At 65.1% G+C, this 25,239-nt stretch carries 28 protein-coding genes; 8 read left to right on the top strand and 20 right to left on the bottom strand.

What is annotated here, in order from left to right; genetic code table 11:
* Positions 1-2 precede the first annotated feature (2 nt).
* From rplW to C8C95_RS11275, 13 genes are all read right to left on the bottom strand, one after another.
* Positions 3-317 (bottom strand): 50S ribosomal protein L23, encoded by a 315-nt coding sequence (gene rplW, locus C8C95_RS11335; protein WP_007847815.1) that lies wholly within the window; start codon positions 315-317, stop codon positions 3-5.
* A complete protein-coding gene (gene rplD / locus C8C95_RS11330) occupies positions 314-934 on the bottom strand; it encodes a 50S ribosomal protein L4 (protein ID WP_008906425.1) in 621 nt (206 codons plus the stop codon). The genes rplW and rplD overlap by 4 nt, the downstream gene beginning before the upstream one ends.
* Positions 934-1,608 (bottom strand): 50S ribosomal protein L3, encoded by a 675-nt coding sequence (gene rplC / locus C8C95_RS11325; protein WP_056058913.1) that lies wholly within the window; start codon positions 1,606-1,608, stop codon positions 934-936. Before rplC ends, rplD begins: the two co-directional genes overlap by 1 nt.
* Before the next feature lie 232 nt (positions 1,609-1,840).
* Positions 1,841-2,152, bottom strand: coding sequence for a 30S ribosomal protein S10 (rpsJ, locus tag C8C95_RS11320; RefSeq protein ID WP_005796953.1), 312 nt, complete (start codon positions 2,150-2,152; stop codon positions 1,841-1,843).
* Between the two features lie 25 nt (positions 2,153-2,177).
* Positions 2,178-3,368, bottom strand: a complete 1,191-nt coding sequence (tuf, locus tag C8C95_RS11315) for an elongation factor Tu (protein WP_099731469.1) — start codon at positions 3,366-3,368, stop codon at positions 2,178-2,180.
* Between the two features lie 142 nt (positions 3,369-3,510).
* A complete protein-coding gene (fusA, locus tag C8C95_RS11310; RefSeq protein ID WP_056057548.1) occupies positions 3,511-5,613 on the bottom strand; it encodes an elongation factor G in 2,103 nt (700 codons plus the stop codon).
* A 149-nt stretch (positions 5,614-5,762) separates the two neighbouring features.
* The gene (gene rpsG / locus C8C95_RS11305; RefSeq protein WP_005798541.1) at positions 5,763-6,236 is read right to left on the bottom strand and encodes a 30S ribosomal protein S7; all 474 of its coding nucleotides are present in this window, start codon (positions 6,234-6,236) and stop codon (positions 5,763-5,765) included.
* A gap of 175 nt (positions 6,237-6,411) precedes the next feature.
* Complete coding sequence (rpsL, locus tag C8C95_RS11300) at positions 6,412-6,789, bottom strand: 30S ribosomal protein S12 (protein ID WP_015012185.1); 378 nt, start codon at positions 6,787-6,789, stop codon at positions 6,412-6,414.
* Between the two features lie 264 nt (positions 6,790-7,053).
* Entirely contained in the window at positions 7,054-8,223 is a 1,170-nt protein-coding gene (locus C8C95_RS11295) for a D-alanyl-D-alanine carboxypeptidase family protein (protein WP_116748662.1), read from the bottom strand.
* A gap of 97 nt (positions 8,224-8,320) precedes the next feature.
* Positions 8,321-8,971: an alpha/beta hydrolase gene (locus C8C95_RS11290; protein ID WP_056642991.1), complete on the bottom strand. Its 651-nt coding sequence runs from the start codon at positions 8,969-8,971 to the stop codon at positions 8,321-8,323.
* Positions 8,972-9,058: 87 nt separating this feature from the next.
* The gene (locus C8C95_RS11285) at positions 9,059-9,418 is read right to left on the bottom strand and encodes a ferredoxin (protein ID WP_015012182.1); all 360 of its coding nucleotides are present in this window, start codon (positions 9,416-9,418) and stop codon (positions 9,059-9,061) included.
* A 98-nt stretch (positions 9,419-9,516) separates the two neighbouring features.
* Positions 9,517-10,620, bottom strand: a complete 1,104-nt coding sequence (locus tag C8C95_RS11280; RefSeq protein ID WP_116748661.1) for a VanZ family protein — start codon at positions 10,618-10,620, stop codon at positions 9,517-9,519.
* A gap of 18 nt (positions 10,621-10,638) precedes the next feature.
* Complete coding sequence (locus C8C95_RS11275) at positions 10,639-11,076, bottom strand: CopD family protein (protein ID WP_116748660.1); 438 nt, start codon at positions 11,074-11,076, stop codon at positions 10,639-10,641.
* Positions 11,077-11,364: 288 nt separating this feature from the next.
* On the opposite strand from C8C95_RS11275, the gene hemB reads away from it, so the two are divergent.
* Positions 11,365-12,372, top strand: coding sequence for a porphobilinogen synthase (gene hemB / locus C8C95_RS11270; RefSeq protein WP_116750248.1), 1,008 nt, complete (start codon positions 11,365-11,367; stop codon positions 12,370-12,372).
* A 60-nt stretch (positions 12,373-12,432) separates the two neighbouring features.
* Entirely contained in the window at positions 12,433-13,680 is a 1,248-nt protein-coding gene (locus C8C95_RS11265; RefSeq protein WP_207780643.1) for a magnesium transporter CorA family protein, read from the top strand.
* A 168-nt stretch (positions 13,681-13,848) separates the two neighbouring features.
* Here C8C95_RS11265 and C8C95_RS11260 read toward each other — a convergent pair whose 3' ends face one another.
* Both C8C95_RS11260 and C8C95_RS11255 read right to left on the bottom strand, forming a co-directional pair.
* Entirely contained in the window at positions 13,849-14,709 is an 861-nt protein-coding gene (locus tag C8C95_RS11260) for an amidohydrolase family protein (protein WP_116748658.1), read from the bottom strand.
* 106 nt (positions 14,710-14,815) lie between these two features.
* Positions 14,816-15,505 (bottom strand): dienelactone hydrolase family protein, encoded by a 690-nt coding sequence (locus C8C95_RS11255; protein ID WP_116748657.1) that lies wholly within the window; start codon positions 15,503-15,505, stop codon positions 14,816-14,818.
* 122 nt (positions 15,506-15,627) lie between these two features.
* Here C8C95_RS11255 and C8C95_RS11250 point away from each other — a divergent pair, with 122 nt between their 5' ends.
* From C8C95_RS11250 to creC, 4 genes are all read left to right on the top strand, one after another.
* Positions 15,628-16,374 (top strand): SDR family oxidoreductase, encoded by a 747-nt coding sequence (locus tag C8C95_RS11250; protein WP_116748656.1) that lies wholly within the window; start codon positions 15,628-15,630, stop codon positions 16,372-16,374.
* Between the two features lie 176 nt (positions 16,375-16,550).
* The gene (locus C8C95_RS11245; protein ID WP_055402029.1) at positions 16,551-17,186 is read left to right on the top strand and encodes a MarC family protein; all 636 of its coding nucleotides are present in this window, start codon (positions 16,551-16,553) and stop codon (positions 17,184-17,186) included.
* Positions 17,187-17,192: 6 nt separating this feature from the next.
* The gene (locus tag C8C95_RS11240; RefSeq protein WP_116748655.1) at positions 17,193-17,897 is read left to right on the top strand and encodes a winged helix-turn-helix domain-containing protein; all 705 of its coding nucleotides are present in this window, start codon (positions 17,193-17,195) and stop codon (positions 17,895-17,897) included.
* Between the two features lie 66 nt (positions 17,898-17,963).
* Positions 17,964-19,430: a two-component system sensor histidine kinase CreC gene (gene creC / locus C8C95_RS11235; RefSeq protein ID WP_116748654.1), complete on the top strand. Its 1,467-nt coding sequence runs from the start codon at positions 17,964-17,966 to the stop codon at positions 19,428-19,430.
* Here creC and C8C95_RS11230 read toward each other — a convergent pair.
* Positions 19,427-19,966: a hypothetical protein gene (locus tag C8C95_RS11230; protein WP_116748653.1), complete on the bottom strand. Its 540-nt coding sequence runs from the start codon at positions 19,964-19,966 to the stop codon at positions 19,427-19,429. The genes creC and C8C95_RS11230 overlap by 4 nt on opposite strands.
* A gap of 161 nt (positions 19,967-20,127) precedes the next feature.
* Here C8C95_RS11230 and creD point away from each other — a divergent pair, with 161 nt between their 5' ends.
* Entirely contained in the window at positions 20,128-21,564 is a 1,437-nt protein-coding gene (creD, locus tag C8C95_RS11225; RefSeq protein ID WP_116748652.1) for a cell envelope integrity protein CreD, read from the top strand.
* Positions 21,561-21,920, top strand: a complete 360-nt coding sequence (locus C8C95_RS11220) for a hypothetical protein (protein WP_243415680.1) — start codon at positions 21,561-21,563, stop codon at positions 21,918-21,920. The genes creD and C8C95_RS11220 overlap by 4 nt, the downstream gene beginning before the upstream one ends.
* A gap of 105 nt (positions 21,921-22,025) precedes the next feature.
* On the opposite strand, the gene C8C95_RS11215 is transcribed toward C8C95_RS11220, so the two are convergent.
* The 4 genes from C8C95_RS11215 to C8C95_RS11200 form a co-directional block, all read right to left on the bottom strand.
* Positions 22,026-23,072: a sensor domain-containing diguanylate cyclase gene (locus tag C8C95_RS11215; protein WP_116748651.1), complete on the bottom strand. Its 1,047-nt coding sequence runs from the start codon at positions 23,070-23,072 to the stop codon at positions 22,026-22,028.
* A gap of 184 nt (positions 23,073-23,256) precedes the next feature.
* The gene (locus tag C8C95_RS11210; RefSeq protein ID WP_116748650.1) at positions 23,257-23,793 is read right to left on the bottom strand and encodes a hemerythrin domain-containing protein; all 537 of its coding nucleotides are present in this window, start codon (positions 23,791-23,793) and stop codon (positions 23,257-23,259) included.
* Between the two features lie 167 nt (positions 23,794-23,960).
* Positions 23,961-24,542 (bottom strand): hypothetical protein, encoded by a 582-nt coding sequence (locus C8C95_RS11205; protein ID WP_116748649.1) that lies wholly within the window; start codon positions 24,540-24,542, stop codon positions 23,961-23,963.
* A 120-nt stretch (positions 24,543-24,662) separates the two neighbouring features.
* A complete protein-coding gene (locus tag C8C95_RS11200) occupies positions 24,663-24,881 on the bottom strand; it encodes a CsbD family protein (protein WP_015012165.1) in 219 nt (72 codons plus the stop codon).
* Positions 24,882-25,239: the final 358 nt, after the last annotated feature.

Genomic DNA, 25,239 nt, shown 5'->3' with positions numbered 1-25,239 from the left:
GATTACGCGGCCTCCCCGGAGAGGTTCAGCTCTTGACCTGGCTGCAGCGTGACGTATGCCTTGCGAACATTGTCGCGGCGGCCGACAGTCTTGCCGAAACGCTTGGTCTTGCCTTTGGTGTTCACCACAGAAACGCCCTTGACTTCCACCTTGAACATCAATTCCACAGCGGCCTTGATTTCGGGCTTGGTAGCGTTCTGCAGCACCTTGAACGTCACTGCATTGGACTTCTCGGCAACCATGGTGGCCTTTTCGGACACGATGGGAGCGACCAGCACTTGCATCAGACGACCTTCGTCAAACTTGAGTGTGCTCATGCGAACATCTCCTTGAGTTTGTCGATTGCACCCTTGGTGACGAGCACTTTCTTGAAACGCACCAGCGACACGGGATCGGCGTAACGGGGCTCAACGACGAGCACGTTCACCAGATTGCGCGAGGCCAGGTACAGGTTTTCGTCCACTTCGTCGGCAATCACCATCACCGATTGCAGGTTCATCGCCTTGAACTTGTCAGCCAGGACCTTGGTCTTGGGGGAATCAAGCTTCAGCGAATCGACCACAGCCAGACGGCCTTCGCGGGCCAGCTGCGACAAGATGGCAGACATACCGGCGCGGTACATCTTCTTGTTGATCTTCTGCGTGAAATTTTCGTCAGGCATGTTCGGGAAAATCCGACCACCCCCACGCCACAGAGGCGAGGAAGTCATACCTGCACGTGCGTTACCCGTACCCTTTTGCTTGAAAGGCTTCTTGGTCGAGTGACGGACTTGCTCGCGGTCCTTCTGGGCGCGAGTGCCTTGGCGGGCGTTGGCCTGATAGGCCACCACGATCTGGTGCACCAGATCTTCGTTGTATTCACGACCGAACACGGTTTCAGGAACATCCAGCTTGGATGCGCCTTGGCCTTGGTCATTCAGGAGTTCGAGCTGCATTAGTTCGCTCCTTTGGAGGCTTTGGCCTTGATCGCTGGACGCACCGTCACGAACCCACCCTTGGAGCCCGGAATAGCGCCCTTGATCAAGAGCAGTTGACGCGCTTCATCGATGCGGATGACATCGAGGTTTTGCGTGGTCTTGGTGACATCGCCGAGGTGGCCCGTCATGCGCTTGCCGGGGAACACGCGACCTGGGTCTTGTGCCATACCGATCGAGCCAGGCACGTTGTGCGAACGGCTGTTACCGTGCGACGCGCGCTGCGAGCTCATGTTGTGACGCTTGATGGTACCGGCGTAGCCCTTACCGATAGAAGTGCCTTGCACGTCGACCTTTTGGCCCACGGCAAACACATCGGTGGCAGGAACCGTAGCACCCGCGGCGTACTTGCCAGCGGTTTCTGCGGTCACGCGGAATTCCTGGATGATTTCACCGGCTTCCACACCTGCCTTGGCAAGGTGGCCGGCTTCTGGCTTGGTCACGCGCGATGCTTTGCGCGAACCGAACGTGACCTGCAGGGCCACGTAGCCATCGTTCTCTTGGGTTTTGACCTGGGTAACGCGGTTGTTGGACACATCCACCACCGTGACAGGCACTGCGTCCCCATCATCGGTGAACAGACGCATCATGCCCACTTTGCGACCCAGCAACCCGAGGGAGTTGCTCAGACTCATTGGTTTTCTCCAAAACTCTCACCGCCGCAACTTCAATTGGCTACGGCGTTTCCGCAAACTCTCGCTTGCGTGCATGAAAGAAGGTTAATAAAACTCCGCTGACGCACACCATTTAACAGGCGCAAATCGAGCGAAGCCCTAAAGTATAACGCGAACTGCTTTTTCAAGCAAGTTCGCGTTATTTCAGTCACTGCAAGACGGGCGAACCCGTCCCACAGCAGCTACTGCTACATCACTGCAGCTTGATTTCGACGTCCACGCCAGCTGGCAGGTCGAGCTTCATCAGGGCGTCCACGGTCTTGTCCGTAGGGTCCACGATGTCCATCAGACGCTGGTGCGTGCGGATTTCGAGCTGGTCGCGGCTGGTCTTGTTGACGTGCGGCGAGCGCAGGATGTCGAAACGCTTCATGCGCGTCGGCAGGGGCACGGGACCCTTGACGATGGCGCCGGTGCGCTTGGCGGTGTCGACGATCTCGGCAGCGGACTGGTCGATCAGCTTGTAGTCAAACGCCTTCAGGCGGATGCGGATTTTTTGCTTGGACATGGCAAGTTCCTTTTCTGCTTATGAATTAAGCAATGATCTTGGCCACGACGCCAGCGCCCACGGTACGGCCGCCTTCGCGGATAGCGAAGCGCAGACCTTCTTCCATGGCGATGGGGTTGATCAGCTTCACAGTAATCGACACGTTGTCACCAGGCATGACCATTTCCTTGTCGGCTGGCAGCTCGATGGCGCCAGTCACGTCGGTCGTGCGGAAGTAGAACTGGGGACGGTAGTTGTTGAAGAAAGGAGTGTGGCGACCGCCTTCGTCCTTGCTCAACACATACACCTCAGCCGTGAAGTGGGTGTGGGGCTTGATCGAGCCGGGCTTGCACAGCACTTGGCCACGCTCCACGTCTTCGCGCTTGGTACCGCGCAGCAGCAGGCCGACGTTGTCGCCAGCTTGGCCTTGGTCCAGCAGCTTGCGGAACATTTCCACGCCGGTGCAGGTGGTCTTTTGCGTGTCGCGGATACCCACGATTTCGATTTCTTCGCCAACCTTGATGATGCCGCGTTCCACGCGACCGGTCACCACGGTGCCACGGCCGGAGATGGAGAACACGTCTTCCACAGGCATCAGGAAGGCACCGTCCACAGCGCGCTCAGGCGTGGGGATGTAGGTGTCCAGGGCTTCGGCCAGCTTCATGATGGCTTCTTCACCCAGCTTGCCCTTGTCGCCTTCCAGGGCGAGCTTGGCGGAGCCACGGATGATGGGGGTGTCGTCGCCTGGGAAGTCGTACTTGTCCAGGAGTTCGCGCACTTCCATTTCGACGAGTTCCAGCAGTTCTTCGTCGTCCACCATGTCGCACTTGTTCAGGAACACGATGATGTAAGGCACGCCCACTTGGCGAGCCAGCAGGATGTGCTCGCGGGTCTGGGGCATTGGGCCGTCAGCAGCGGAGCAGACCAGGATAGCGCCGTCCATCTGGGCAGCGCCGGTGATCATGTTCTTCACATAGTCGGCGTGGCCGGGGCAGTCCACGTGAGCGTAGTGGCGGTTGGCCGTTTCGTATTCCACGTGGGCGGTGTTGATCGTGATACCGCGGGCCTTTTCTTCGGGCGCAGCGTCGATCTGGTCGTAGGCCTTGGCTTCGCCGCCGAACTTGGCGGACAGCACGGTAGCGATCGCTGCCGTCAGCGTCGTCTTGCCATGGTCCACGTGACCGATGGTGCCCACGTTCACGTGGGGCTTGGTGCGTTCAAACTTACCTTTTGCCATTTCAATTCTCCAAAGAGCAATCCCTGTGTAGTGGTTTTACGTCTGCATCTGGTTGCTGATTCACTCCGCACAGGGAACAGAGTGGCACCGGATCGCAGACAAAACAAAGCCCGGGCCACAAGGGCCCGAGCGAAGTGCTTACTTACTTGGCGCGCGCTGCCATGATGGCTTCAGACACGTTGCGAGGTGCTTCGCTGTAGTGCTTGAATTCCATCGTGTAGGTGGCACGGCCTTGCGACATGGAGCGCAGGGTCGTGGAGTAGCCGAACATTTCGGACAGGGGTACTTCGGCCTTGATGGCCTTGCCGCCACCGACCATGTCGTCCATGCCCTGCACCATGCCGCGACGGCTGGACAGGTCGCCCATCACGTTACCGGCGTAGTCTTCAGGCGTTTCCACTTCCACGGCCATCATGGGTTCCAGAATGACCGGACCGGCCTTCTTGCAACCTTCCTTGAAGCCGAAGATGGCAGCCATCTTGAACGCCAGTTCGTTCGAGTCCACATCGTGGTACGAACCGAAGTGCAGCGTGACCTTGACGTCCACCACGGGGTAACCAGCCAGCACGCCTTGCGTCACAGCTTCGTTGATACCCTTTTCCACGGCCGGGATGAATTCGCGAGGCACCACACCGCCCTTGATCGCGTCCACGAACTCGATGCCCTTGCCGGCTTCGTTGGGTTCGATCTTGAGCACTACGTGGCCGTACTGACCCTTACCACCGGACTGGCGCACGAACTTGCCTTCGGCTTCTTCCACCGTCTTGCGGATGGTTTCGCGGTAAGCCACCTGGGGCTTGCCCACGTTGGCTTCCACGCCGAATTCACGCTTCATGCGGTCCACAATGATTTCGAGGTGCAGCTCGCCCATGCCGCCAATGATGGTCTGGCCGGATTCTTCGTCGGTCTGCACGCGGAACGATGGATCTTCAGCGGCCAGGCGCGACAGGGCGATACCCATCTTTTCCTGGTCGGCCTTGGACTTGGGTTCCACAGCCTGACGGATCACAGGCTCAGGGAACACCATGCGCTCCAGCGTCACCACGGCGGCTGGATCGCACAGGGTTTCACCGGTCGTCACGTCCTTCAGACCCACGCAAGCAGCGATGTCACCGGCGCGGATTTCGTCCACTTCCTGGCGCTCGTTGGCGTGCATCTGCACGATACGGCCGATACGCTCCTTCTTGCCACGCACGGGGTTGTACACGGTGTCGCCCTTGGAGAGCACGCCGGAGTACACACGCACGAACGTCAGCTGGCCCACGAACGGGTCGGTCATCAGCTTGAATGCCAGGGCGGAGAACTTCTCGTTGTCGTCCGCCTTGCGGGTGACTTCCTTGTCGTCTTCGTCGAAGCCAGGCACTGGAGGCACGTCCAGCGGCGAAGGCATGAGTTCGATCACGGCGTCCAGCATGCGCTGCACACCCTTGTTCTTGAACGCAGTGCCGCACAGCATGGGCTGGATTTCACCAGCGATGGTGCGAGTACGCAGGCCTTGGGTGATCTCTTCTTCCGACAGATCGCCCTCTTCCAGGTACTTGTTCATCAGGTCTTCAGAGGCTTCAGCAGCGGCTTCGACCATCTTCTCGCGCCATTCAGTGGCAGTTGCCACCAGATCGGCCGGGATTTCTTCGAAGTTGAACTTCATGCCCTGGGAGGCTTCGTCCCAGATGATGGCCTTCATCTTGCGCAGGTCGACCACGCCCTTGAAGTTTTCTTCGGCACCGATCGGGATCACGATTGGCACGGGGTTGGCCTTCAGGCGCAGCTTCATCTGGTCCACGACCTTGAAGAAGTTGGCACCGGTGCGGTCCATCTTGTTCACAAAGGCCAGACGTGGCACCTTGTACTTGTTGGCTTGGCGCCAGACGGTTTCCGACTGGGGCTGCACGCCACCCACGGCGCAGTACACCATGCAGGCACCGTCCAGCACGCGCATGGAACGCTCCACTTCAATCGTGAAGTCCACGTGACCGGGGGTGTCGATGATGTTGATGCGGTGCTCTGGGAAGGACATGTCCATGCCCTTCCAGAAGCAGGTCGTCGCAGCCGAGGTGATCGTGATGCCACGCTCTTGCTCTTGCTCCATCCAGTCCATGGTGGCCGCGCCGTCGTGCACTTCACCAATCTTGTGGTTCACGCCGGTGTAGAAAAGAATACGCTCGGTCGTGGTGGTCTTGCCAGCGTCAATGTGGGCCGAGATACCGATATTGCGGTAACGCTCGAGGGGGGTCTTGCGAGCCATGGTGGATCCTTGGATGGGTCGTGTTATTCGGGGGGCGGGCCCAGCATTCTGGCGCTGCAACCCGTCAATTTTGTGACTGCCTGAAATCGACACAAGGCTGCAGGCAAAACGCCAGCAGCCTTGGGCCTATATCAGGGCAAATCCGCGTTTTAGAAGCGGAAGTGGCTGAATGCCTTGTTGGCTTCGGCCATACGGTGCACTTCGTCACGCTTCTTCATGGCGCCGCCACGGCCTTCGGTGGCTTCCAGCAGTTCGTTGGCCAGGCGTTGGGCCATCGACTTTTCACCGCGCTTGCGAGCGGCTTCCTTGATCCAGCGCATGGACAGGGCCAGACGACGGACAGGGCGCACTTCCACGGGCACCTGGTAGTTGGCACCGCCCACGCGGCGGGACTTCACTTCCACCATGGGCTTCACGTTGTTGATGGCAACGGTGAAGGCTTCCAGAGGGTCCTTATCGGGGTGCTTCTTCTCGATCAGTTCCAGGGCGCCGTAAATGATGCGTTCTGCAACTGCCTTCTTGCCGCCTTCCATGATCACGTTCATGAATTTGGACAGCTCTACATTGCCGAACTTGGGATCCGGCAGGATTTCACGTTTGGGGACTTCGCGACGACGTGGCATTTTTTACCTCTATCTTTGCTTCAGTTGGCATCTTTTCAGACACCGCGAGAGCCAATCTCTGGACTCCCACTTACTCGACCCGCGCAGAACACCTGCGTTTGGGGTCACTACGCTGCACCTCCGCGCCACGCGGAAAAACAGCACCGAAAATTCTTCAGACCGAAAGGGCCAGGGCTTACTTGGCCTTTGGCTTCTTCGCGCCGTACTTGGAGCGGGCTTGCTTGCGGTCTTTCACGCCTTGCAAGTCCAGCGAACCACGCACGATGTGGTAACGCACACCGGGCAAGTCCTTCACACGACCGCCGCGAACCAGCACCACGCTGTGTTCCTGCAGGTTGTGGCCTTCACCGCCGATGTAGGAGATCACCTCAAAACCGTTGGTCAGGCGCACCTTGGCGACCTTACGCAGAGCGGAGTTAGGCTTCTTAGGCGTCGTGGTGTACACACGGGTGCACACGCCACGGCGCTGTGGAGAGTTTTCCATCGCAGGGCTCTTGGACTTGGTCTTTTCGACCTCGCGCCCCTGACGGACCAGTTGATTAATGGTTGGCATGAAATACGTCCCTAAACGTGAATTTGCTTCGTGAAAGCGAAAACGTGAATCCCTTCGGAAATTCCGAAAAGCCTTCTAATGTAGCAGGATGCCCCCTGAAAGGCAAGCCCACTGCGGCTTGCAGCAGTTTCTGGCACCTGCAGCCATCCCGGTGATCTGACAGGAACTGGCTGCAAAAGGAGCGAAAAACAGGCCCGGCATATGCCGGACCTGCGCAGCCAGCTATGGTTTCAGAAGTGGTTCGCCACCTTCTGCAACGCAGCGTCACTTGATCCAGAGGCGGATGGCATCCCAGGCACGGCCCAGGATGCCGGCCTGCTCCACCGCCTCCAGCGCCACCAGGGGCACTTCGCCGATGGACTGGTCGCCCAGCATGACCTTGAGGGTGCCAATGGCCTGACCCTTGGTGTAAGGCGCCACCAACGGGTCGGGGCGGGCGATCTGGGTGGTGACCTTGCCAGCGCTGCCGGCGGGCACGGCGACCACGATGGCCTCCTCGCGGCCGATCTTCAGCACGCTGTCCTTGCCCTTCCAGACGGCAGGGGTCGCCACCGGCTTGCCTGCGTCAAACAACTTGACCGCCTCGAACGCGGTGTAACCCCAGTTCAGCAGCTTCTGGCTTTCGTTCGCGCGCGCGTTTTCGCTCGCGGCACCCAGCACGATGGACAGCAGGCGGCGCTGGCCCACGCCGGGGAATTCACGCTTGGACGTGGCCACCAGGCAGTAGCCCGCCGCAGCGGTGTGGCCGGTCTTTAGGCCATCGACCGTGGGATCGCGGAACAGCAGCGAATTGCGGTTGCTGCCGTTCGATGCCGGAGTACCCGGGTAGCTGTACTGCTTGGTGGAGTAATAGTGCATGTACTCCGGGAAGTCCTTCATCAGCCGCATGGCCAGCACGGAGAGGTCGCGCGCCGTGGTGGTGTGGCCGGGCTCGGTCAGGCCTTCGGGGTTCTTGTAGCTCGTGCCCTTCATGCCCAGCGCCTGCGCCTGGTCGTTCATGAGCTTGACGAAGTTCTCAGCCGTGCCGCCCACGCCTTCGGCCAGGGCCATGGTGGCGTCGTTGCCGGACTGCACGATCATGCCCTTGATGAGGTCTTCCACGGGGACCTGCATCTTGGGGTCGATGAACATGCGCGAGCCGGGCATCTTCCAGGCGCGCACGCTCACGGGCAGCTTCTGGTCCAGCGTGATCTTCTTGGAGCGCAGCGCATCAAACACCAGGTAGCCCGTCATGAGCTTGGTGAGCGAGGCCTGCTCCACCGGCGCGTCGATGTCCTTGGCGGCCAGCACCTGGTTGGCGGTGACATCCACCAGCAGGTAGGTGCGCGCGGCGATTTCGGGGGGCTGGGGCGCCTGGGCCAGGGCGCCAAAGGCAGCCGGGGCCACCGCAGCAAAGACGGCCAGGGATCGCAACGCAGACAGGATTCGTTTCATGGGGCAGGATGGGGCTGGAGAGGCTCGAAAAAAGGGTGGGAGAGTGGGCGGGAGAGGGAAGACGACGGACGGCCGGAGCCGGTCCGGGCGGCGCCCCTCAGGCGCCCGATTGCAGGTGGCGGACCACCAGGTTCTTCAGAAGCGGCAATTGTCCGTGAAAGAAATGCCCCCCCGCGGGGACGACTGTGACAGGCAGTATCTGGGGCCGGGCCCAGTCCATCACGGCGGACAGCGGCACGGTGTCGTCCTGCTCGCCGTGCACGACCAGCGTGCGCAGGTGGGCATCGGGCGGCACCGGGGCCACCGTGAAGCGGCTGGCGGCCGTGCCGACCAGCACGGCCTTCTCCACGCGCTGCGTGGGCCACAGTGCCTCCAGCGCATGGCTGGTGACAAACGCACCGAAAGAAAACCCCGCCAGCGCCAGGGGTTGCCCCTCGGCGGCGGGAGCCACCTGCTCCACCACCGCCAGCAGGTCCTGCAACTCGCCCCGGCCTTCGTCGTACACGCCGGCCGTGGCGCCCACGCCGCGGAAGTTGAAGCGCACCGCCGTCCAGCCACACTGCACAAACGCGCGCGCCAGGGTCTGCACCACCTTGTTGTCCATGGTGCCGCCAAACAGCGGATGCGGGTGGGCGATGATGGCGACGCCACGGGGCGCCGCGCCATCGGCCAGGGTGGCGCTGTCGCGCACGGCCTCGATGGCGCCTGCGGGGCCGGACAGGGTCAGGCGTTCGGTCTGGGCATTCACGGATTTGCTACTCAATCAATAGCAGCAGGGGCATGATCCACTAGCGCCTGCTGCCAAAATCGTTCCAAGACAGGGATGGAGCCGCGCTCAGCGGCCAAGTTCCGCTGGCGTGACCAGACGCTCCACCACCTGGCCGTTCTTGAGGTGCGATTCGACGATTTCATCGATGTCCGCCGCATCCACATAGGTGTACCAGGTGCCCTCGGGGTAGACCACCGCCACGGGGCCACCCGCGCAGCGGTCCAGGCAACCGGCCTTGTTCACACGCACCTTGCCGGCACCCGCCAGCCCGGCGGCCTTGACCTGGGCCTTGCAGCGGTCAAAACCCGCCTGTGCGTTGTGGTGCGCGCAGCTGTCTTCCCCGTTGGTGCGCTCGTTGAGGCAGAAGAAGATGTGGCGCTGGTAATAACCGGGCGCTGCGGCCGGTGCGGAAGGGGTGTCGCTCATCCCTGCATTTTAAGGACCCCTGCCTCTCCCAGCGGGCGAGGCCACGCCCCAAGCCCCTGTCCTGCCACACAGAAAGCCGGAGGCCATCGCCCTGCGACTCAGGCCCCGCCTTCTCGCCGGGACACCCGAAACACCACATACAGCAGCGTCAGGTAGGGCCACAGCCAGCCCAGCCACTGTCCCAGACCATAAAAGCGGATGAAACGGCCCTGCTCCCAGATCTGCAGCGTCTGGGCAAAGTAGGCACTGGTGGGCGCCTGGTTCAGCAGCGCCAGGTGCCAGGTCAGCGCCAGCAGCAGCACGGCAGCGCAGGCCCGGCGCGGCAGGGCCAGCATCAGCAGGGCCAACGCCAGCGCCGCCCACACGCCCACGCGCACGGGCAGGTCCATCCACTCCCAGGCGTGCACGGGGCCCCAGCTCAGCGCTGCCGACAGCGCGGTCAGCACAATGCCCACCCCCACCACCGCCAGCGCAAACAGGGCGCGCCGCCCCATCTGGCGGATCACGCAATACCCCAGCAGGCAGGGAATCAGCAACCCCAGGGTGACGCACAGCAGCTCGCCGCTGGGCGACAGCGGGTCCAGCTCGGTCTCGCGCAGGGGCAGCCATTCCAGGAACGGCGTATCGGCCAGCAGGTCGATGAGTGCGGCCTCCAGCCGCTCCAGCACCTGGCCCAGGCCAAAAGGTACCGCCGCCGGAAACAGCAGCGCCAGCGGCCACAGCGCCAGCAGCACCATGCCGCCGGTCGCGTCGGACACGAACCAGCGCGCCCTGAAGTCGCTCCAGCGGTCCAGCGCCCCCAGCCGCTCCAGCAGTGCGGCGCTCAGCGCACCGGCCAGCGTGCCCAGTGCGTTGAGCGCCAGGTCCAGGTTGGAGGGCACGCGCCGGGGCAGGTAGATCTGCAGAAACTCCATGCACAGCGACAGCAGCGTGCCCGCCAGCGTGGCCAGCGCCACCGCCCACAGCACATGCCGCCAGCCCGATCGCAACAGGCCCAGCACCAGCAGGAAGCCCAGGGGCGCGTAGCCCACCAGGTTGGTCACCACGTCAAACCCCGTCCAGTACGGCGGGGGGATCCGCGCAAACAAAAAGACCAGGGGGTCGATGCCCTGTTCGCGCCACCCGTCAAACGGGAACAGGCTGGCAAAAACGATCAGCGCCGTGTACGTCAGCGCGAGCGGCCAGGCAGAGGTTTTGTGCATGCGCCCTCTGCGTCTCCGTCAGAAGGGTTTGACCACCACCAGCACCACGGCCACCAGCAGCAACAGCACCGGCGCTTCGTTGAACCAGCGGAACCAGACATGGCTGCGGCGGCTGGTGCCGTCGGCCAGCTTGCGCAGCAGCACGCTGCACGCGTGGTGGTAGCCGATGACCAGCACCACCACGGCCAGCTTGGCGTGCATCCAGCCATTACCCTCTGACGCCGGGCCCCGGCCAATGCCGTAGCCCAGCCACAGCCATAGCCCCAGCGCAATGGCGGGCACGGCCAGCAGGGTGGTAAAGCGCAGCAGCTTGCGCGCCATGAGCAGCAGGCGGTCGCGCTCGGCGGCCGAGCCGGGCGCCACCATCGCCAGGTTGACGAAGATGCGCGGCAAATAGAACAGGCCCGCAAACCAGCTGGCCACGAAAACGATGTGAAAGGCTTTGACCCAGAGCATGGGGGCAGTTTACGGGCCTACGCCACTCTGACGGGCCAACCCCAAAAAAAAGCCCGGCAGATCCGCCGGGCCGGGAAAGCCTGTGCCGCATCGCTGCAGCCCAGGTCCCGCTCAGGGAGGAAAAGCGGGGGGCGGCAAGCCGCCCGGCACCAATCTAGCACTGGGCATGGGCGGTTACAAGCGGCTTTTCCACAGCGCGCCCGAAGCGCCAACCACCACCGCCCGTCCCCCTGCCACCGGGGCGCGAACAGGTGCAAGGCGCCACAGGGAGGGATTCATAATCCGATGATGCACCTCCAAAGCCCTGCCCCATTCCCCCAGAACCGCCCCCGCCGCCTGCGCCGCGATGCCTTCACCCGCCGCCTGGTGCGCGAGAACGTAGTCACCGCCGACGACCTGATCTACCCCGTGTTCGTGCACGAGGGCACGAACCGCAGCGAGGCCGTGACCTCCATGCCCGGCGTGGACCGCCTGAGCCTGGACCTGTTGCTGCCCGTGGCCGAAGACTGCGTGAAGCTGGGCATCCCGGTGCTGGCGCTGTTCCCGGCGATTGACCCGTCGCTCAAGACGCCGGACGGCAAGGAAGCCCTGAACCCCGACGGCCTGATCCCGCGCGTGGTGCGGGCGCTGAAGAAGGAGTTTCCCGACCTGGGCGTGATGACCGACGTGGCGCTGGACCCTTACACCAGCCACGGCCAGGACGGCGTGCTGGACGAGACCGGCTACATCATCAACGACGAGACGGTGGAGATCCTCACTGGCCAGGCGCTCACGCATGCCGAGGCGGGCGTGGACATCGTCGCCCCCAGCGACATGATGGACGGGCGCATCGGTGCGATCCGCGAGGCGCTGGAGGTGCAGGGCCACATCCACACCCGCATCATGGCCTACAGCGCCAAATACGCCAGCGCCTTCTACGGCCCGTTCCGCGACGCGGTGGGCACGCGCGGCGCCCTGGGCAAGGCCGACAAGAACGTGTACCAGATGGACCCCGGCAACAGCGACGAGGCCCTGCGCGAAGTGGCCATCGACATCGCCGAAGGTGCCGACATGGTGATGGTCAAGCCCGGCATGCCCTACCTGGACATCGTGCGCCGCGTGAAGGACGAGTTCCACGTGCCCACCTTTGCCTACCAGGTGAGCGGCGAGTACGCCATGATCAAGGCCGCTGCCGCCAACGGCTGGCTGGACCACGACGCCGTGATGATGGAAAGCCTGCTGGCCTTCAAGCGCGCAGGCGCCGACGGCGTGTTGACCTACTTTGCGCGCGACGCGGCACGCAAGCTACAAAAATAATAGCTGTCAGCGTATATTCCACTAGCGCTACCGGCGCTTTTGACTGAAACCACGGTGTCCATGCGCATCTTTCACATCCACAGCAGCGGCGTGCAGGAGCTGACAGCCCTGCCCGCCCAGATGCCGGCGCAGGGTTTCCTCTGGATCGCCTGCGCCCGTCCGGCCTTTCAGGCGCGGCTCGCCGAGATCCAGGGCCGCTTGCAGGCGCTGATCGGGCTGCAGCTGGTGGACCTGCATGTGTCCGACCTGCTCAACGCCCAGCTGCCCTCGCACTACGACTACACCTCGCAGTACGACCTGCTGGTGTTCCGCCGCCTGGCCACGGTGCAGGGCGATGCGGCGCAGGCCGGGCAGCCCGGGCCTGCTGCCCCCGCCACACCGGCCGTTGCCGCCGAGCCTGACAACAACCCCAACGCCCCGGTCAAGCGCAGCGGCCCGCCCGTGCTGCGGCGCATCGACACCAGCCCCGTGGGGTTTGCGGTGTTCGACCAGCTGCTGCTGACCGTGCACCCCACCGACTGCGCGGTGCGCGATGCCTACGCGACGCGGCTGCTGGCGGCCACCCCGGCAAATGGCAATGGCAATAGCAATGGAACCAACGCCACCGCCAGCCATGCTGCCGCCCACGGCAACGCCCACGCGGGCCCCGGCATGGGCGAAGGCCGCAGCAGCCCCATCTCGGGCTCGCGCCTGCCCACCAGCCCGGCCGACCTGATGCTGCGCGTGGTCAACCAGATGGTGGACGGCTACCTGGACCTGCGCCGCGAACTCACCCGCCAGCTGGACCACTGGCAGACCGAACTGCTCAAGCCCCGCGCGCGGTACGTGAACTGGACCTCGCTGCTCGAAGCGCGCCTGTCGCTGCACATGCTCGACGAGATCTGCGAAGACCAGCGCACCGCCGTGCAGGACTGGATCGACGCGCTGGAAACCTGGGCCCTGCCCGACACCCCGGCGGGCCTGCGCGAGCTGGACCTGCTCAAGGTGCGCAGCCGCGACGTGCTGGAGCACATCGAGCGCGTGGTGCACCACGTGCGGCGCCTGGAGCAGAGCACCGAAACCGCCGTGCAGATGCACTTTTCGGTGCAGAGCAACCGCACCAACGACATCATGCGCACCCTCACGGCGCTCACGGCCGTGTTTTTGCCGCTGAACCTGATCGCGGGCATTTTCGGAATGAACTTCGAGTTCATTCCACTGGTGCACAAGGCCGACGGCTTCTGGTGGGCCATGGGGTCGATGGTGTTCATCGCGGTGTCGCTGGTGCTGCTGTTCTGGCGCAAGCGGTATCTGGCGAGGACAAGATAGGAACATCCCCCTGAGGCCCTTCGGGCCTTCCCCCTTCTCTCGGCTTCGCCGGGAAGGGGGACGATGCCCTCGCTGCGGGGCGGCCCTTGCTTGGCATCCCTGGCTTGGGTCAGCGCCCGTATCAGCGTGCGTCACCCAAAAACAGGAAGGGTCATGCGTTCCAGTGCCTTATGGCCGGGCCACCCCAAACAACCCCGCCGCGTTGTCCCACGCCACCTTGCGCGCCACATCGGCGGGCAGGCCGCCCAGCCACTGGCGGTAGCCCTGCATCAGGCCTTCGTAGTGCTGCCAGCGCTGGTTGACCCAGGTGTCCGAGCCGATCACGAAGCGCGTGGGGTACTTGAGCAGCAGCGCGCGCCAGGCGGGGCATAGCTGGTTGTCGTCGCACACCAGGCCGGGGCGGTACGAGAGCTCGCCCACCAGGCCCGGGTAGCGCGCCATCAGGGCGTCCACCCGCTCCACCGGCGCGCCGCCAATGCCGGTGTGGGCCCAGATCAGCCGGGCCTTCTGGCCTTGGGATGGGGTGTTGGCCATCAGCAGGTCGATGGCGGTGTCGTCCACATGGGCCAGCACCACCAGGTCCCTCTGCTCGGCCAGGGCCATGAGCTTTTTGGCCACGGGGCCGTTGGCGTTGGCGCTGTCGTACAGGTGGAATTCGCCCAGGCCCCGGTACGGGCCGACGGGCGTGCCCCGGGCCAGCTCGGTCTGCACCATGTCGTAGATGGTGTCGTCGGCAAACCAGCCGGTGTAGTCGGCGCGGTTGCGGTACAGCCGCACAAACGGCACCACCGTCACGCCGGCCTCGCGGGTCTGCGGCAGGCCCGCAAGGGTGAGCGACCCGGCATTGGGCCGCGAGTTGGCCACGATGGCGCGCACGCCACTGGCCTTCATGCGCGCCAGCACATCGGCGGGTGGGTGCGGGCCTGAGCGGCCGTCCCACGCTTCTTCGTTGTAGTGCAGGTGGGCGTCGAACAGGGGGCCGGTGTAGTCGGCCGCGTGGGTGGTGGTGCATAGCGCTATCAAACTCATAGCTGTCAGCGCATGACGGACTATCGCTTGAGGCCGAAATTGCCTGAAATCCGCCATGACCACCCCCGTTGGTTGTTCGCTACCGTGTCGCCGTGCTGTCGCTGTCTCAGCCCAGGTGCTTGGCAAAGAAGGCCAAGGTGCGCTCGCGCGCCGTGTTGGCGGCGGCCTCGTCATAGCTGCCGCGCTGGTCGCAGTTGAAGCCGTGGTCGGCGGCGTACACATGCACTTCGACCTCTGGGTGGGCCTTGCCGAAGGCCTGCACGCTATCAAGCGTAATCCAGTGGTCGCGCTCGCCAAAGTGGGCCAGCACCGGCACCTTGGGCGTGCGGGCCACTTCTTCCGGCGTGGTCACGCCACCGCCGTAGTACGGCACGGCGGCCGACAGGCCCTGCAGCAGGCAGGCCGAGCGCCAGGTCAGCAGGCCGCCCCAGCAGTAGCCCACGATGCCCACCTTGGCGCCGCTTTGCTGCGCGGCGTAGTCGATGGCGGCCTGGATGTCGGGCAGCACGCCCGGCGCAGGCAGGGCCTCGACTGCGGCCTTCAGGCCCATGCCGGCCTGCATGTCGTCACCGGTGTAGCCCAGCTCCACCCCTTGCTTGACGCGGTGAAAGGTGGATGGCGCCACGGCCAGGTAGCCGCTGGCGGCGTAGCGGTCGGCCACCGAACGGATGTGCGAGTTCACGCCAAAAATTTCTTGCAGCACCACCACAGCGCCACGGGGCGTGCCCTCGGGCCTGGCGACCCAGGCGGGTGCCACAAAACCGTCACTCGACGTCAGATCGACAAACTGTCCCATGCTGAATGCTCCTTGGATTTGGTACGTATGGTGCGCAGAGGGTCCGCGCTATGGGTGCGGGCGCTGCGCTGCGGGGGGCAGAACCTGTTCCAATGCGCCATTCTTGCAGGAGACCCCACCCCATGGAGAAGATCGCACTAATCACTGGCGCCAGCCGGGGCATTGGCGCCGCCACCGCACGGCTGGCCGCAAAACATGGCTGGGCCGTGGCCGTCAACTACCTCGCCAACGAGGCCGCTGCGCAGAGCGTGGTCGATGACATTCGGGCAAACGGCGGCACCGCCATCACCGTGCAGGGTGACGTGGCGAACGAGGCCGACATCCTGGCCATGTTCCAGGCGGTGGACACGCAGCTGGGCCGCATCAGCGCCCTGGTCAACAACGCCGGGGTGGTGGACGTGACCGCCCGGGTGGACGCAATGAGCACCGAGCGCCTGCGCCGCATGTTCGACACCAACGTGATCGGCAGCATCGTCTGCGCCCGCGAAGCCGTGCGGCGCATGAGCACGCGCCACGGCGCCAGCGGCGGTGCCATCGTCAATGTGTCCAGCGCCGCCTCGCGCCTGGGCTCGGCCCACCAGTACGTGGACTACGCGGCGGCCAAGGGCGCCATCGACACCTTCACCATCGGCCTGGCGCGCGAGGTGGCGGCCGAGGGCATCCGTGTGAACGCCGTGCGTCCGGGCCTGATCGAGACCGACATCCACGCCAGCGGCGGCCTGCCCGACCGGGTGCGCGACCTCTCGCACCAGGTGCCCATGCAGCGCGGCGGCACGGCCGACGAGGTGGCCGAGGCCATCGTCTGGCTGATGTCCCCTGCAGCGAGCTACACCACCGCCACCTTGATGGATGTGTCGGGCGGGCGCTAGGAGAGAAGGCCCGGAGCCACCCGTGGCAGGCACGCTGCAATGCAGCATGCTTGGCCGCCAAACGGTGCAGAAAACACCGCATACTCGCGCACAGCCCGGGCTGCACCACCCTCATCTGCCGTTGGCCTGAGCCCCCCGAAGAACCACCCTGCCCACTTGCCCTTGGGAGCGCCCTGATGGACCTCAAACCCCTGATCACCCTGCTGGCCATCGTGAACCCGCTGGCCATCGTGCCGTTCTTCATCCACTACACGCAGGGCTTCTCGTACCCGCAGCGGCGCCGCACCATCCAGGTGGCCAGCTTCAGCGTGTTCTGCGTGATTGCAGCCTGTGCGCTGCTGGGCCTGCAGATCCTCGACTTCTTCAACATCTCGCTGCAGAGCTTCCAGGTGGGCGGCGGCATGCTGCTGCTCATCAGCGCGATGAACATGCTCAACGCCCAGCCCGCCGAGGCCAAGCCCAGCACCAACGAATACGAAGAAGGCGCCGAAAAGGCCGCCGCCGGCAGCAGCATTGCCGTGGTGCCGCTCACCATCCCGCTGCTCACCGGCCCGGCCAGCATGTCCACCGTGGTGATTTATGCCGACCGCGCCCAGACCTTCTGGCAGCACGCCGCGCTGGTGGGCTACGGCGTGGTCATCGCGCTGGCCACGGCCGTGTGCTTTGCGCTGGCCGACCCCATTGCGCGCGTGCTGGGCAAAACCGGCATCAATGTGATGACCCGGTTGATGGGCCTGATCCTGGCCGCGCTGGCCGTGGAGGTGATGGCCGACGGGCTGGGCAAGCTGTTCCCCATCCTCGTCGCACGCTGACCCTCCATGTCCGCCCGCCTGCTGCTGCTCGAAGACGACCCCGCCATCGCCCGCACCGTGGCCTATGCGCTGGAGCGCGATGGCCTGACCGTCACGCACAGCCTGCTGGTGCACGACGCGCGCCAGCAGCTGCAGAGCGCACGGTTTGACCTGCTGGTGCTGGACGTGGGCCTGCCCGACGGCAGCGGCCTGGACCTGCTGCGCGATGTGCGCAACACCGCGCCCACCGCCGCCCTGCCCGTACTGATGCTCAGCGCCCACGGCGAAGAAATCGACCGCGTGCTGGGCCTGGAGCTGGGTGCCGACGACTACCTCACCAAACCCTTCAGCCCGCGCGAACTGGCTGCGCGCGTGAAGGCTCTGTTGCGCCGCGCGGGTCACGGCAATGGCAACAGCCACCCGGCAGCGCCCGCCGCCACGGCCGCCGCACTGTTCCACGACGACGAGACGGGTCAGCGCATCAGCCTGCGCGGCCAGGCCCTGCCGCTGACCCGGCGCGAGTACCGCCTGCTGGCCCACCTGCTGCGCGGCGCAGGCCGCATCCACTCGCGCGACGCCCTGCTGGCCGCCGCCTGGGGCGACGACAGCGAAAGCACCGACCGCACGGTGGACACCCACATCAAGACCCTGCGCGCCAAGCTGCGCGAGCTGGACCCGGCGCGCGAGTACATCAGTACCCACCGGGGCATGGGTTACTGCCTGGACATCTGAAGCCAAATTGCCTGCCAGCGCCCATCCGAAAAGCGCTGACAGCTATTGTTTTTGAAGTAACGCACCATGCGCCTCGGCATCCGCCTGCTGTTCGCCTTCTTCCTCATCAACGGTATCGCCGCGTTCTTTGTGCTGCGCGTGTTCATGGCCGAGATCAAGCCCAGCGTGCGCGAAGTGATGGAAGACATGATGGTGGACACGGCCAACATCCTGGCCGAGCTGGCCAGCGAGGACCTGGCCGCAGGGCGGCTGGCGGCACAGGCCAACAACAGCAGCACCAGCCCGTTTGCGCAGCATGTGCGGCGCTATGCCACGCGGCCCATCGATGCGGCGATCTGGGGCTTTTCCAAGCAGTCGCTTGACTACCGCATCTATGTGACCGACACCACCGGGCGCGTGCTGTTCGACTCGGAAAACCGTGCCATCGGTGCCGATTATTCGCAGTGGCGCGATGTAGCCCGCACGCTGCGCGGCGAGTACGGCGCGCGCTCTACGCGCGATGTGGAAGATGACGACACCAGCGGCGTGATGCATGTGGCCGCGCCCATCTACGTCAAAAGCCAGATCGCGGGTGTGCTCACCGTGGCCAAGCCCACGCGCACGGTGCAGCGCTTTATCGACCGGGCCGAGCGCAAGGTGTTCATGGGCGGGCTGTTACTGCTGGCGCTCTCGGCCGCCGTGGGCGTGGCGGTGACGCTGTGGATGGTGTGGAACGTGCGCCGCCTGCGCGACTACGCACTGAGCGTGCAGGGCCCGGCCGATGGCGAACGCCACGACCCGAACCTTCCGCCCCCCACGGCCCTGGCTGTGCCCGAGGTGCCCGGCGAGCTGGGCGACCTGGCCCGCGCCATGGACCGCATGCGCGCGCGGCTGGAGGGGCGCGACTACATCGAGGGCTATGTGCGCGCGCTCACGCACGAACTCAAAAGCCCCGTGGCCGCCATCCGGGGCGCGGGCGAGCTGCTGCAGGACGAGCTGCCCGCCGCCGACCGCGCCGAGTTTGCGACCCAGGTGGTGCAGCAAAGCGAACGCCTGCAGCGCATCATCGACCGGCTGCTGGAGCTGTCCAAGCTGGAGCAGCGCCAGCACGCCGAAGGCCGCGCGCCCGTGGCGCTGCACGACTGCGCCGAGGCCGCCATTGCCCAGACCCGCGCCCGCGCGGGGCAGCGCGGCATCACGCTGGCATTGCAAGGGCACGGCACCAGCGGCCCGTGGGAGGCCGAACTGGTGACGCTGGCGCTGACCAACCTGCTGGACAACGCGATCGACTTTGCACCCGCAGGCAGCACGGTGCGGGTGGAGCTGGACGGCGCCACAGTGGCCGTGCAGGACAGCGGCCCCGGCGTGCCCGACTACGCACTGCCGCGCCTGGGCGAGCGCTTTTTCACCACCGCACGGCCGGGCGGCGAGCGCAGCGGATCGGGCCTGGGGCTGGCGATTGTGCGGCGCGTGATGGCGCTGCACGGCGGGCAGATGGTGGCGCGCAACACGGCGCCAGGGCTCCGGGTGGAGCTGGAGTTCCGCCGAGCCTAGACGGCGCTGTTCGGGAGGCAGGGCTGGGCCTGGAGAAATTCAACCAGGTCGCCCACCGTGGTCACTTTGCCGAACAGGGGGTTGGCCGATGTGTCGACCAGGCTGCGGCGGGACCGCTGGGCCATGTCTACGACCAAGTCGTCCAGATCGTCAGCATCGAGGCGCAGGTCACGCTGCAGGTGATCGGTCACGCGCAAGGGCACTGCCATCGCTACAGACAAGCTGCGCTGCAGTTCCTCGTACACCGCGCGCACCACCCAGGTGTCCACACGGCGGCAGTCAATGGAGCGGGCGAACTGGCAGATAGACTCGCCCGCCCGGCTTTGCGCCATGCGGGCCAGGCGCAGGGCCTCGCGCCGGCTCAGGATGGCCACCAGACTGCCGAGCGCCAGGAGCGAGCCGCTCACCGCCACGGGGTGCGTCCGGAACACGGCCACGAAGGCCACCGCCATCACGACCAGAACACAGCGCGCCGGCCAGCGCAATGGCGGGCGGACAGCCACCGAGGGCATGAAGCGGGACGCTGTTTTTCGCATGGCACTCCCCAGGCGGATGACACAGGCGGTCGATTCTGCCAGCGCCCCACTTCGCACTTCGCACGTCACCCCCGCCACTTCACACTGGCCTCACAAACTTCATAGCGCCCTCACAGCGCACCACAACACTGCCTCCACAACAGTCACTTGTGGAGGATCTTTTGTTCAAACACCCCTTGTTCACCAAACTGGCGGCGCTGACCGCCATCACCGTGTTGCTGCTCTTTGGCCTGGGCCTGATCGAAGACGTGGTGCGCGACCGGCTGCGCTACCGCAGCATCACCGCGCAGAGCGTGGCCGAGAGCCTGGCCGGGCCGCAGACGCTGATGGGCCCCATGATCCACAGCGCCTGCTTGGAAAGCTGGGATGAAGAAGTCGGCAAGGGCGAGGAGCGCCGCATGGTCGAAAGGCGCCGTGAGTTCATCCTGACCGCCATGCCCGAGCAGCTCAAGCTCACCACCGGCGCCGCGATGGAGGAACGCGCACGCGGGCTGCACAAGGTGAACACCTACAACCTCAAGGCCAACGTGACGGCGCAATGGGGTTCGCTGGCCAGCCTGCTGCCGCAGAGCAGCATGAAGAATTCGCGCATGCACTGCGGCGCGCCCATTGTGATGATGGCCGTGGGCGACGCGCGTGGCATCCGCACCGCGCAGTTCACCATGGGCAGCCAGGCGCTGGCCCTCAAGCCCGGCACCTTCCACCCCACCTACAGCCGGGGCCTGCACGCGGTGCTGCCCGAATCGGTGCGCGGCAAGGCCGATGGCCTGACCGCCACGCTGGACCTGGAACTGGTGGGCACCGAGCGCCTGGCCATCGTGCCGCTGGGCGGCAACACCGAGGTGCTGATGACCAGCAGCTGGCCCCACCCGTCGTTTGCCGGGCGCTTTCTGCCATCAGAACGCGAGGTCAAGAAGACCGGCTTTTCGGCCCAGTGGCGCCTGTCGTCGCTGGCCACCACGGCGCAGGCCGACATTGCGAACGGCAAGCGCATCTGCCTGGGCGCGGATGAGGGCAGCGACTATGCACACAGCGGGGCCACGCCGGGCGACTGCGCCGACAGCTTCAGCGTGGCCTTCATCGACCCGGTGAATCCCTATTCCCTGTCGGACCGCGCGACCAAGTACGGCGTGCTGTTCATCGCTCTTACCTTCGTAGCCGTGGGCCTGTTCGAGCTGATGAAAAAGCTGCGCGTGCACCCGGTGCAGTACCTGCTGGTGGGCAGCGCGTTGTGCAGCTTCTTCCTGCTGCTGGTGAGCCTGTCGGAGCACCTGCCGTTTGGCATTTCGTACGCGGTGGCCGCGAGCGCGTGTGTGCTGCTGCTGGCCTATTACGCCAGCCACATGCTGGGCGGGCTCACGCGCGGTGTGCCACTGGGGGCGGGCATTGCGCTGCTGTATGGCCTGCTGTACGTGCTGCTGCAGCTCGAGCAGACAGCGCTGGTGGTGGGTGCGATTGCGCTCTTCCTGGTGCTGGCAGCGGTGATGGTGCTGACGCGCAAGGTGAACTGGTACGGCCTGTCGCAAGGCGGCACGCCCCCGCGCCCCACCATGCCGCCCATGCAGCGCCCCGCAGCCCCGCGCGCGGAGGCCGCATGAACGCCGCCACGCAGACCACCCGCTGGGCCCAGTACCTGGCGCAGGCCCAGGCACTGACGCCGCCCGCCAGCACCGGCCCCGCAAGGGGCCCTGCGCTGACCGCCGCCGAAGCGGCCCGCGTGCAGCGCCACCGCGACCAGTTGATGGCGGCGCTGCGGTCGCAGGACCGGCTGGCCTTGCACTGCGCCAAGCAGCAGGTGCTGGACGCAGCCTTTTGCCCCCACCGTGCCGAGGCGGACCACAGCCACGGAGGGCCTGCAAGCGGCGCTGCAGATTCGCCCGCCCTGCGCCGGGCGCTGCGCGACCTGGCGTGGCGCACAGCGGCCTTGCTGTTGCCGCGCCGGCCGGAGTTCTGAAGGTGTCCCGGGGGCCGTGCGCAGGCCCCTGGGGCACAATTTTTTAGTGAGAACGGGTGGTAGCGCTAGTGCAATATGCGCTGGCAGCTATCTAAAACAGAGCATCTACACTACCACGGTGCGGCTGCGCCCCTCGCGCTTGGCGGTATAGAGCGCAGAGTCCAGCAGGCGCAGTGTGATGTCCAGCGGGCGCAGCGGGTCGAACAGGGTGAGCCCCATGCTGACCGACAGCACCAGCGCCGGCTCGATGCCGGGCAGCGGGTGGGCGGCCAGCGCCGCATGCACACGCTCGGCCACCACCTGTGCCTGGTCGAGCCCGGTGGCGGGCAACAGGGCCAGAAACTCCTCGCCCCCCCAGCGCCCCAGCACATCGGCCGCCCGGAAGACGTCGCGGCAGAGGGTGGCAAACAGCTGCAGGGCCTGGTCGCCCACATGGTGGCCGTACACGTCGTTCACGCGTTTGAAGTGGTCCAGGTCCATCATCAGCAGGCAGGCCGGCTCGTTGCCCCGCTGCAGCAGCGCCCATTCCTGGCGCAGGCGGTCGGTGAACGAGCGGCGGTTGGCCAAGCCAGTCAGCACATCGGTGTGGGCCAACACGTCCATCTGGTGGCGGGCCGCCTCCAGCTCCACCAGCATCTGCCCCTGGCGGTCGTTGGCGCGCTTGAGTTCCAGCAGCCGGATCACCTGGCGCGCCAGGGCACTGAGCAGGTCCTGCACCTTGGCAGACAGCTCGCGCGGCCGGTGGTCCAGCACGCACAGCGTGCCCAGCACAAAACCGTCGGGTGTGACCAGGGGCGCCCCGGCGTAAAAGCGCAGCGGGTTCTTTTGCGTGACGATGGCGTAATGCGCAAAACGCGGGTCTTGTGCCAGGTCCGGCACGATGAAGACGCCGGACTGCCGGATGGCGTAGCGGCACACCGACTGGTTGAGCGGGGTCTCGCGCAGTGCAAACCCGCGCGCGGCCTTGAACCACTGGCGCTGGTTGTCCAGCAGGCTGATCAGGGCCACGGGGGCTTCGCAGATGTAACCCGCCAGGTCGGCCAGCTCGTCGTAAGCGGGCTCCATGGGGGTGTCAAGAATGCCGTAGCGCTGCAGGGCTTGCAGGCGGTCGGTGTCGTCGCAGGGGTCGTCAGAAGGGGTGGTGTCGGCCATGACGCGAAGCGGCCGCGCCGCCCCCATTTGCCTTGAGATGGGGCAGCATGCCATACAAGCTGCACAGCTGCATGGGTGTTAGCCCGATTGCCCCATGACTTCGTCCGGCGGAACGCTTACCTTGATGCTCTGGTGCAGCGTTCGGTGTGCCCACTGCAGCGGGCAGTCCGTCAATATATGGGGGTCAGGCTGCCAAGGCAGGTGCGGCATCACGCTGGGTAGCGGGCTCGTCGGAACCGGGCGCGCCGGAGTCTGAGCAAGTGGCGCCACCGCATCCGTGGATCAATGCCTCGGGCAGCGCTGTGGGAGCGTGCACCACGCCCGTGGCGGGGTCAAAGCCCACGCGGCGCAGGTGCAGCGCCAGCGAGGCATCCATGCTCTGCGCGTGCTGCGGAAACCACAGCGCCAGTTCGCTGGCCATCACGCGCAGCACCTTCAGGTCGCCCTGCTCGGCACGGGCCGTGCCTTCCCGCATCACCTGCAGCACCACCTTGTGCTGCATGCTGTGGCAGTTGCCCGAGGCAAAGCGGGTAGAAGCCATCCAGTCGTCTTCCTGGCCGAAATGCTGCTCTGTGTGCTCCACCAGCGTGCGCCAGCGGGGCAGCAGCTCCGCGTCGCTGGCCTGGTCCACGGCGGCCAGCAAGTCGACAAACTCCCGGTGGGTGTCATCCATCAGGGGCAGGTCGAGGTTCAACGCATCAGACCATTCGAGGTGGGCCATGGGACTCCTTGGGCGGGCAGATCAAACGAAGGTGCGAGCTTAGAAGCCCCGGCCCGGCCGGGTGTTGATGCAGGTCATGGCTACGCCATACGCAGCCAGGCCCTGCACCGCGCGCGGCGGGCAGGGCCTGGTAGTGCAAGGGATTTGGGCGCTCAGCGCCCGCCCCATCAGCTCTGGCCGTACATGCGCTTGGCGTCGTCCACACACTTGGACTTGAGGTCGCCAGTCATCGTGTCGCAGCGCTCCTTGGCAGCCTTGTAGTTGGCTTCATTCTTCTCGGCGGTGGCGTCCTTGCGCGCCTCTGCCACGTTGGCGGCCTTCTCGGCCGCTGTGTCTGCAGGCTTGGCCTGGGCGGCGGCCACCTTGGCGTTTTCCTTGGCCTTCACATGTTCGGCCTTGGCATCCTTCACGCACACGTCCTTGGCGTTGCCGGTCAGGTCGTCGCACTTTTCCTTGGCGACAGCGTAGGCGGCGTCGGCACGGGCTTCAGCTACCTTCTGGCTGGCCTTGGCGCTGGGCTTGTACTGGGCTTCGAGCTCGGCCTTGGCCACGTCTTCCGCGCCCTTGGCTTCCTTCATGCAGATGTCCTTGGCGTTGGCCTTGAGGGCATCGCACTTTTCCTTGTTCATCTTGTAGTCTGCCGAGATGCTTTCCTTGGCGGCCTTGTGTTCCGCAGGGGTCATGGCAAAAGCGGTGGTCGCCATCAGACCGGCTGCGCAGGCGGCGATCAGGGTGCGTTGGAATGTCATGGTTTTCTCCTCGATGAAATTGAATGCAATGGGTGTGAATCTTGTGGGGGCGGTATGCCAGGGGTGGCCTGGCCGGGCGCGGGGCGAAGACCCCGCAGCGCGGTCGCGCTGTTTGCGCTATCAGTCGTTGAAGCGGAAGTCGGGGTGGCGGTCTTGCCATTCCTTGAGCTGCTTTTCAGCCGCGTCGCGGGCGATGCCCTGGCGCTCTTGCAGCTTGCCCAGGAACTGTTCGCGCTTGCCGTCGATGACATCGAAATCGTCGTTGGTGAGCTTGCCCCACTGTTCGATCATCTTGCCCTTGAACTGCTTCCAGTTGCCCTTGATGGTGTCTTCATTCATGGTGTGACTCCTTGTGCGAATTTCGCTTCAGCCATCCACTCGAAGTGCGTGGAACCTTTGCGTGATGCGATGGAGTTCACTGTAAAAATGATCTGGCGCTGGCGCCGTAGTCCGCGCCACGCAGCACGCGTCAGCACAGGACTACGGGCGTGACGGACATCGCCGATGCAGCGGCTCTGGCCCTCTGGCGAAGGCCCAACACCGCCCCCGCAAGGTACAAAGTGTTGCAAGGGCCCATCATTCAGACCCTGGGTGCGGCAGGCATTGCAGAGGCGTGTTTCGCTTGGTAACACTTGTGTTTCCAGGCGGGGGCGGCGTGTGATTTAGTCACGGCTGTGCTGCCAGCGGCAGACTTTTG

It is taken from the genome of Acidovorax sp. 99, assembly GCF_003096455.1.
GTDB classification, from domain to species: domain Bacteria; phylum Pseudomonadota; class Gammaproteobacteria; order Burkholderiales; family Burkholderiaceae_C; genus Acidovorax; species Acidovorax delafieldii.
This window is presented reverse-complemented; position numbering and strand designations above follow the sequence as displayed.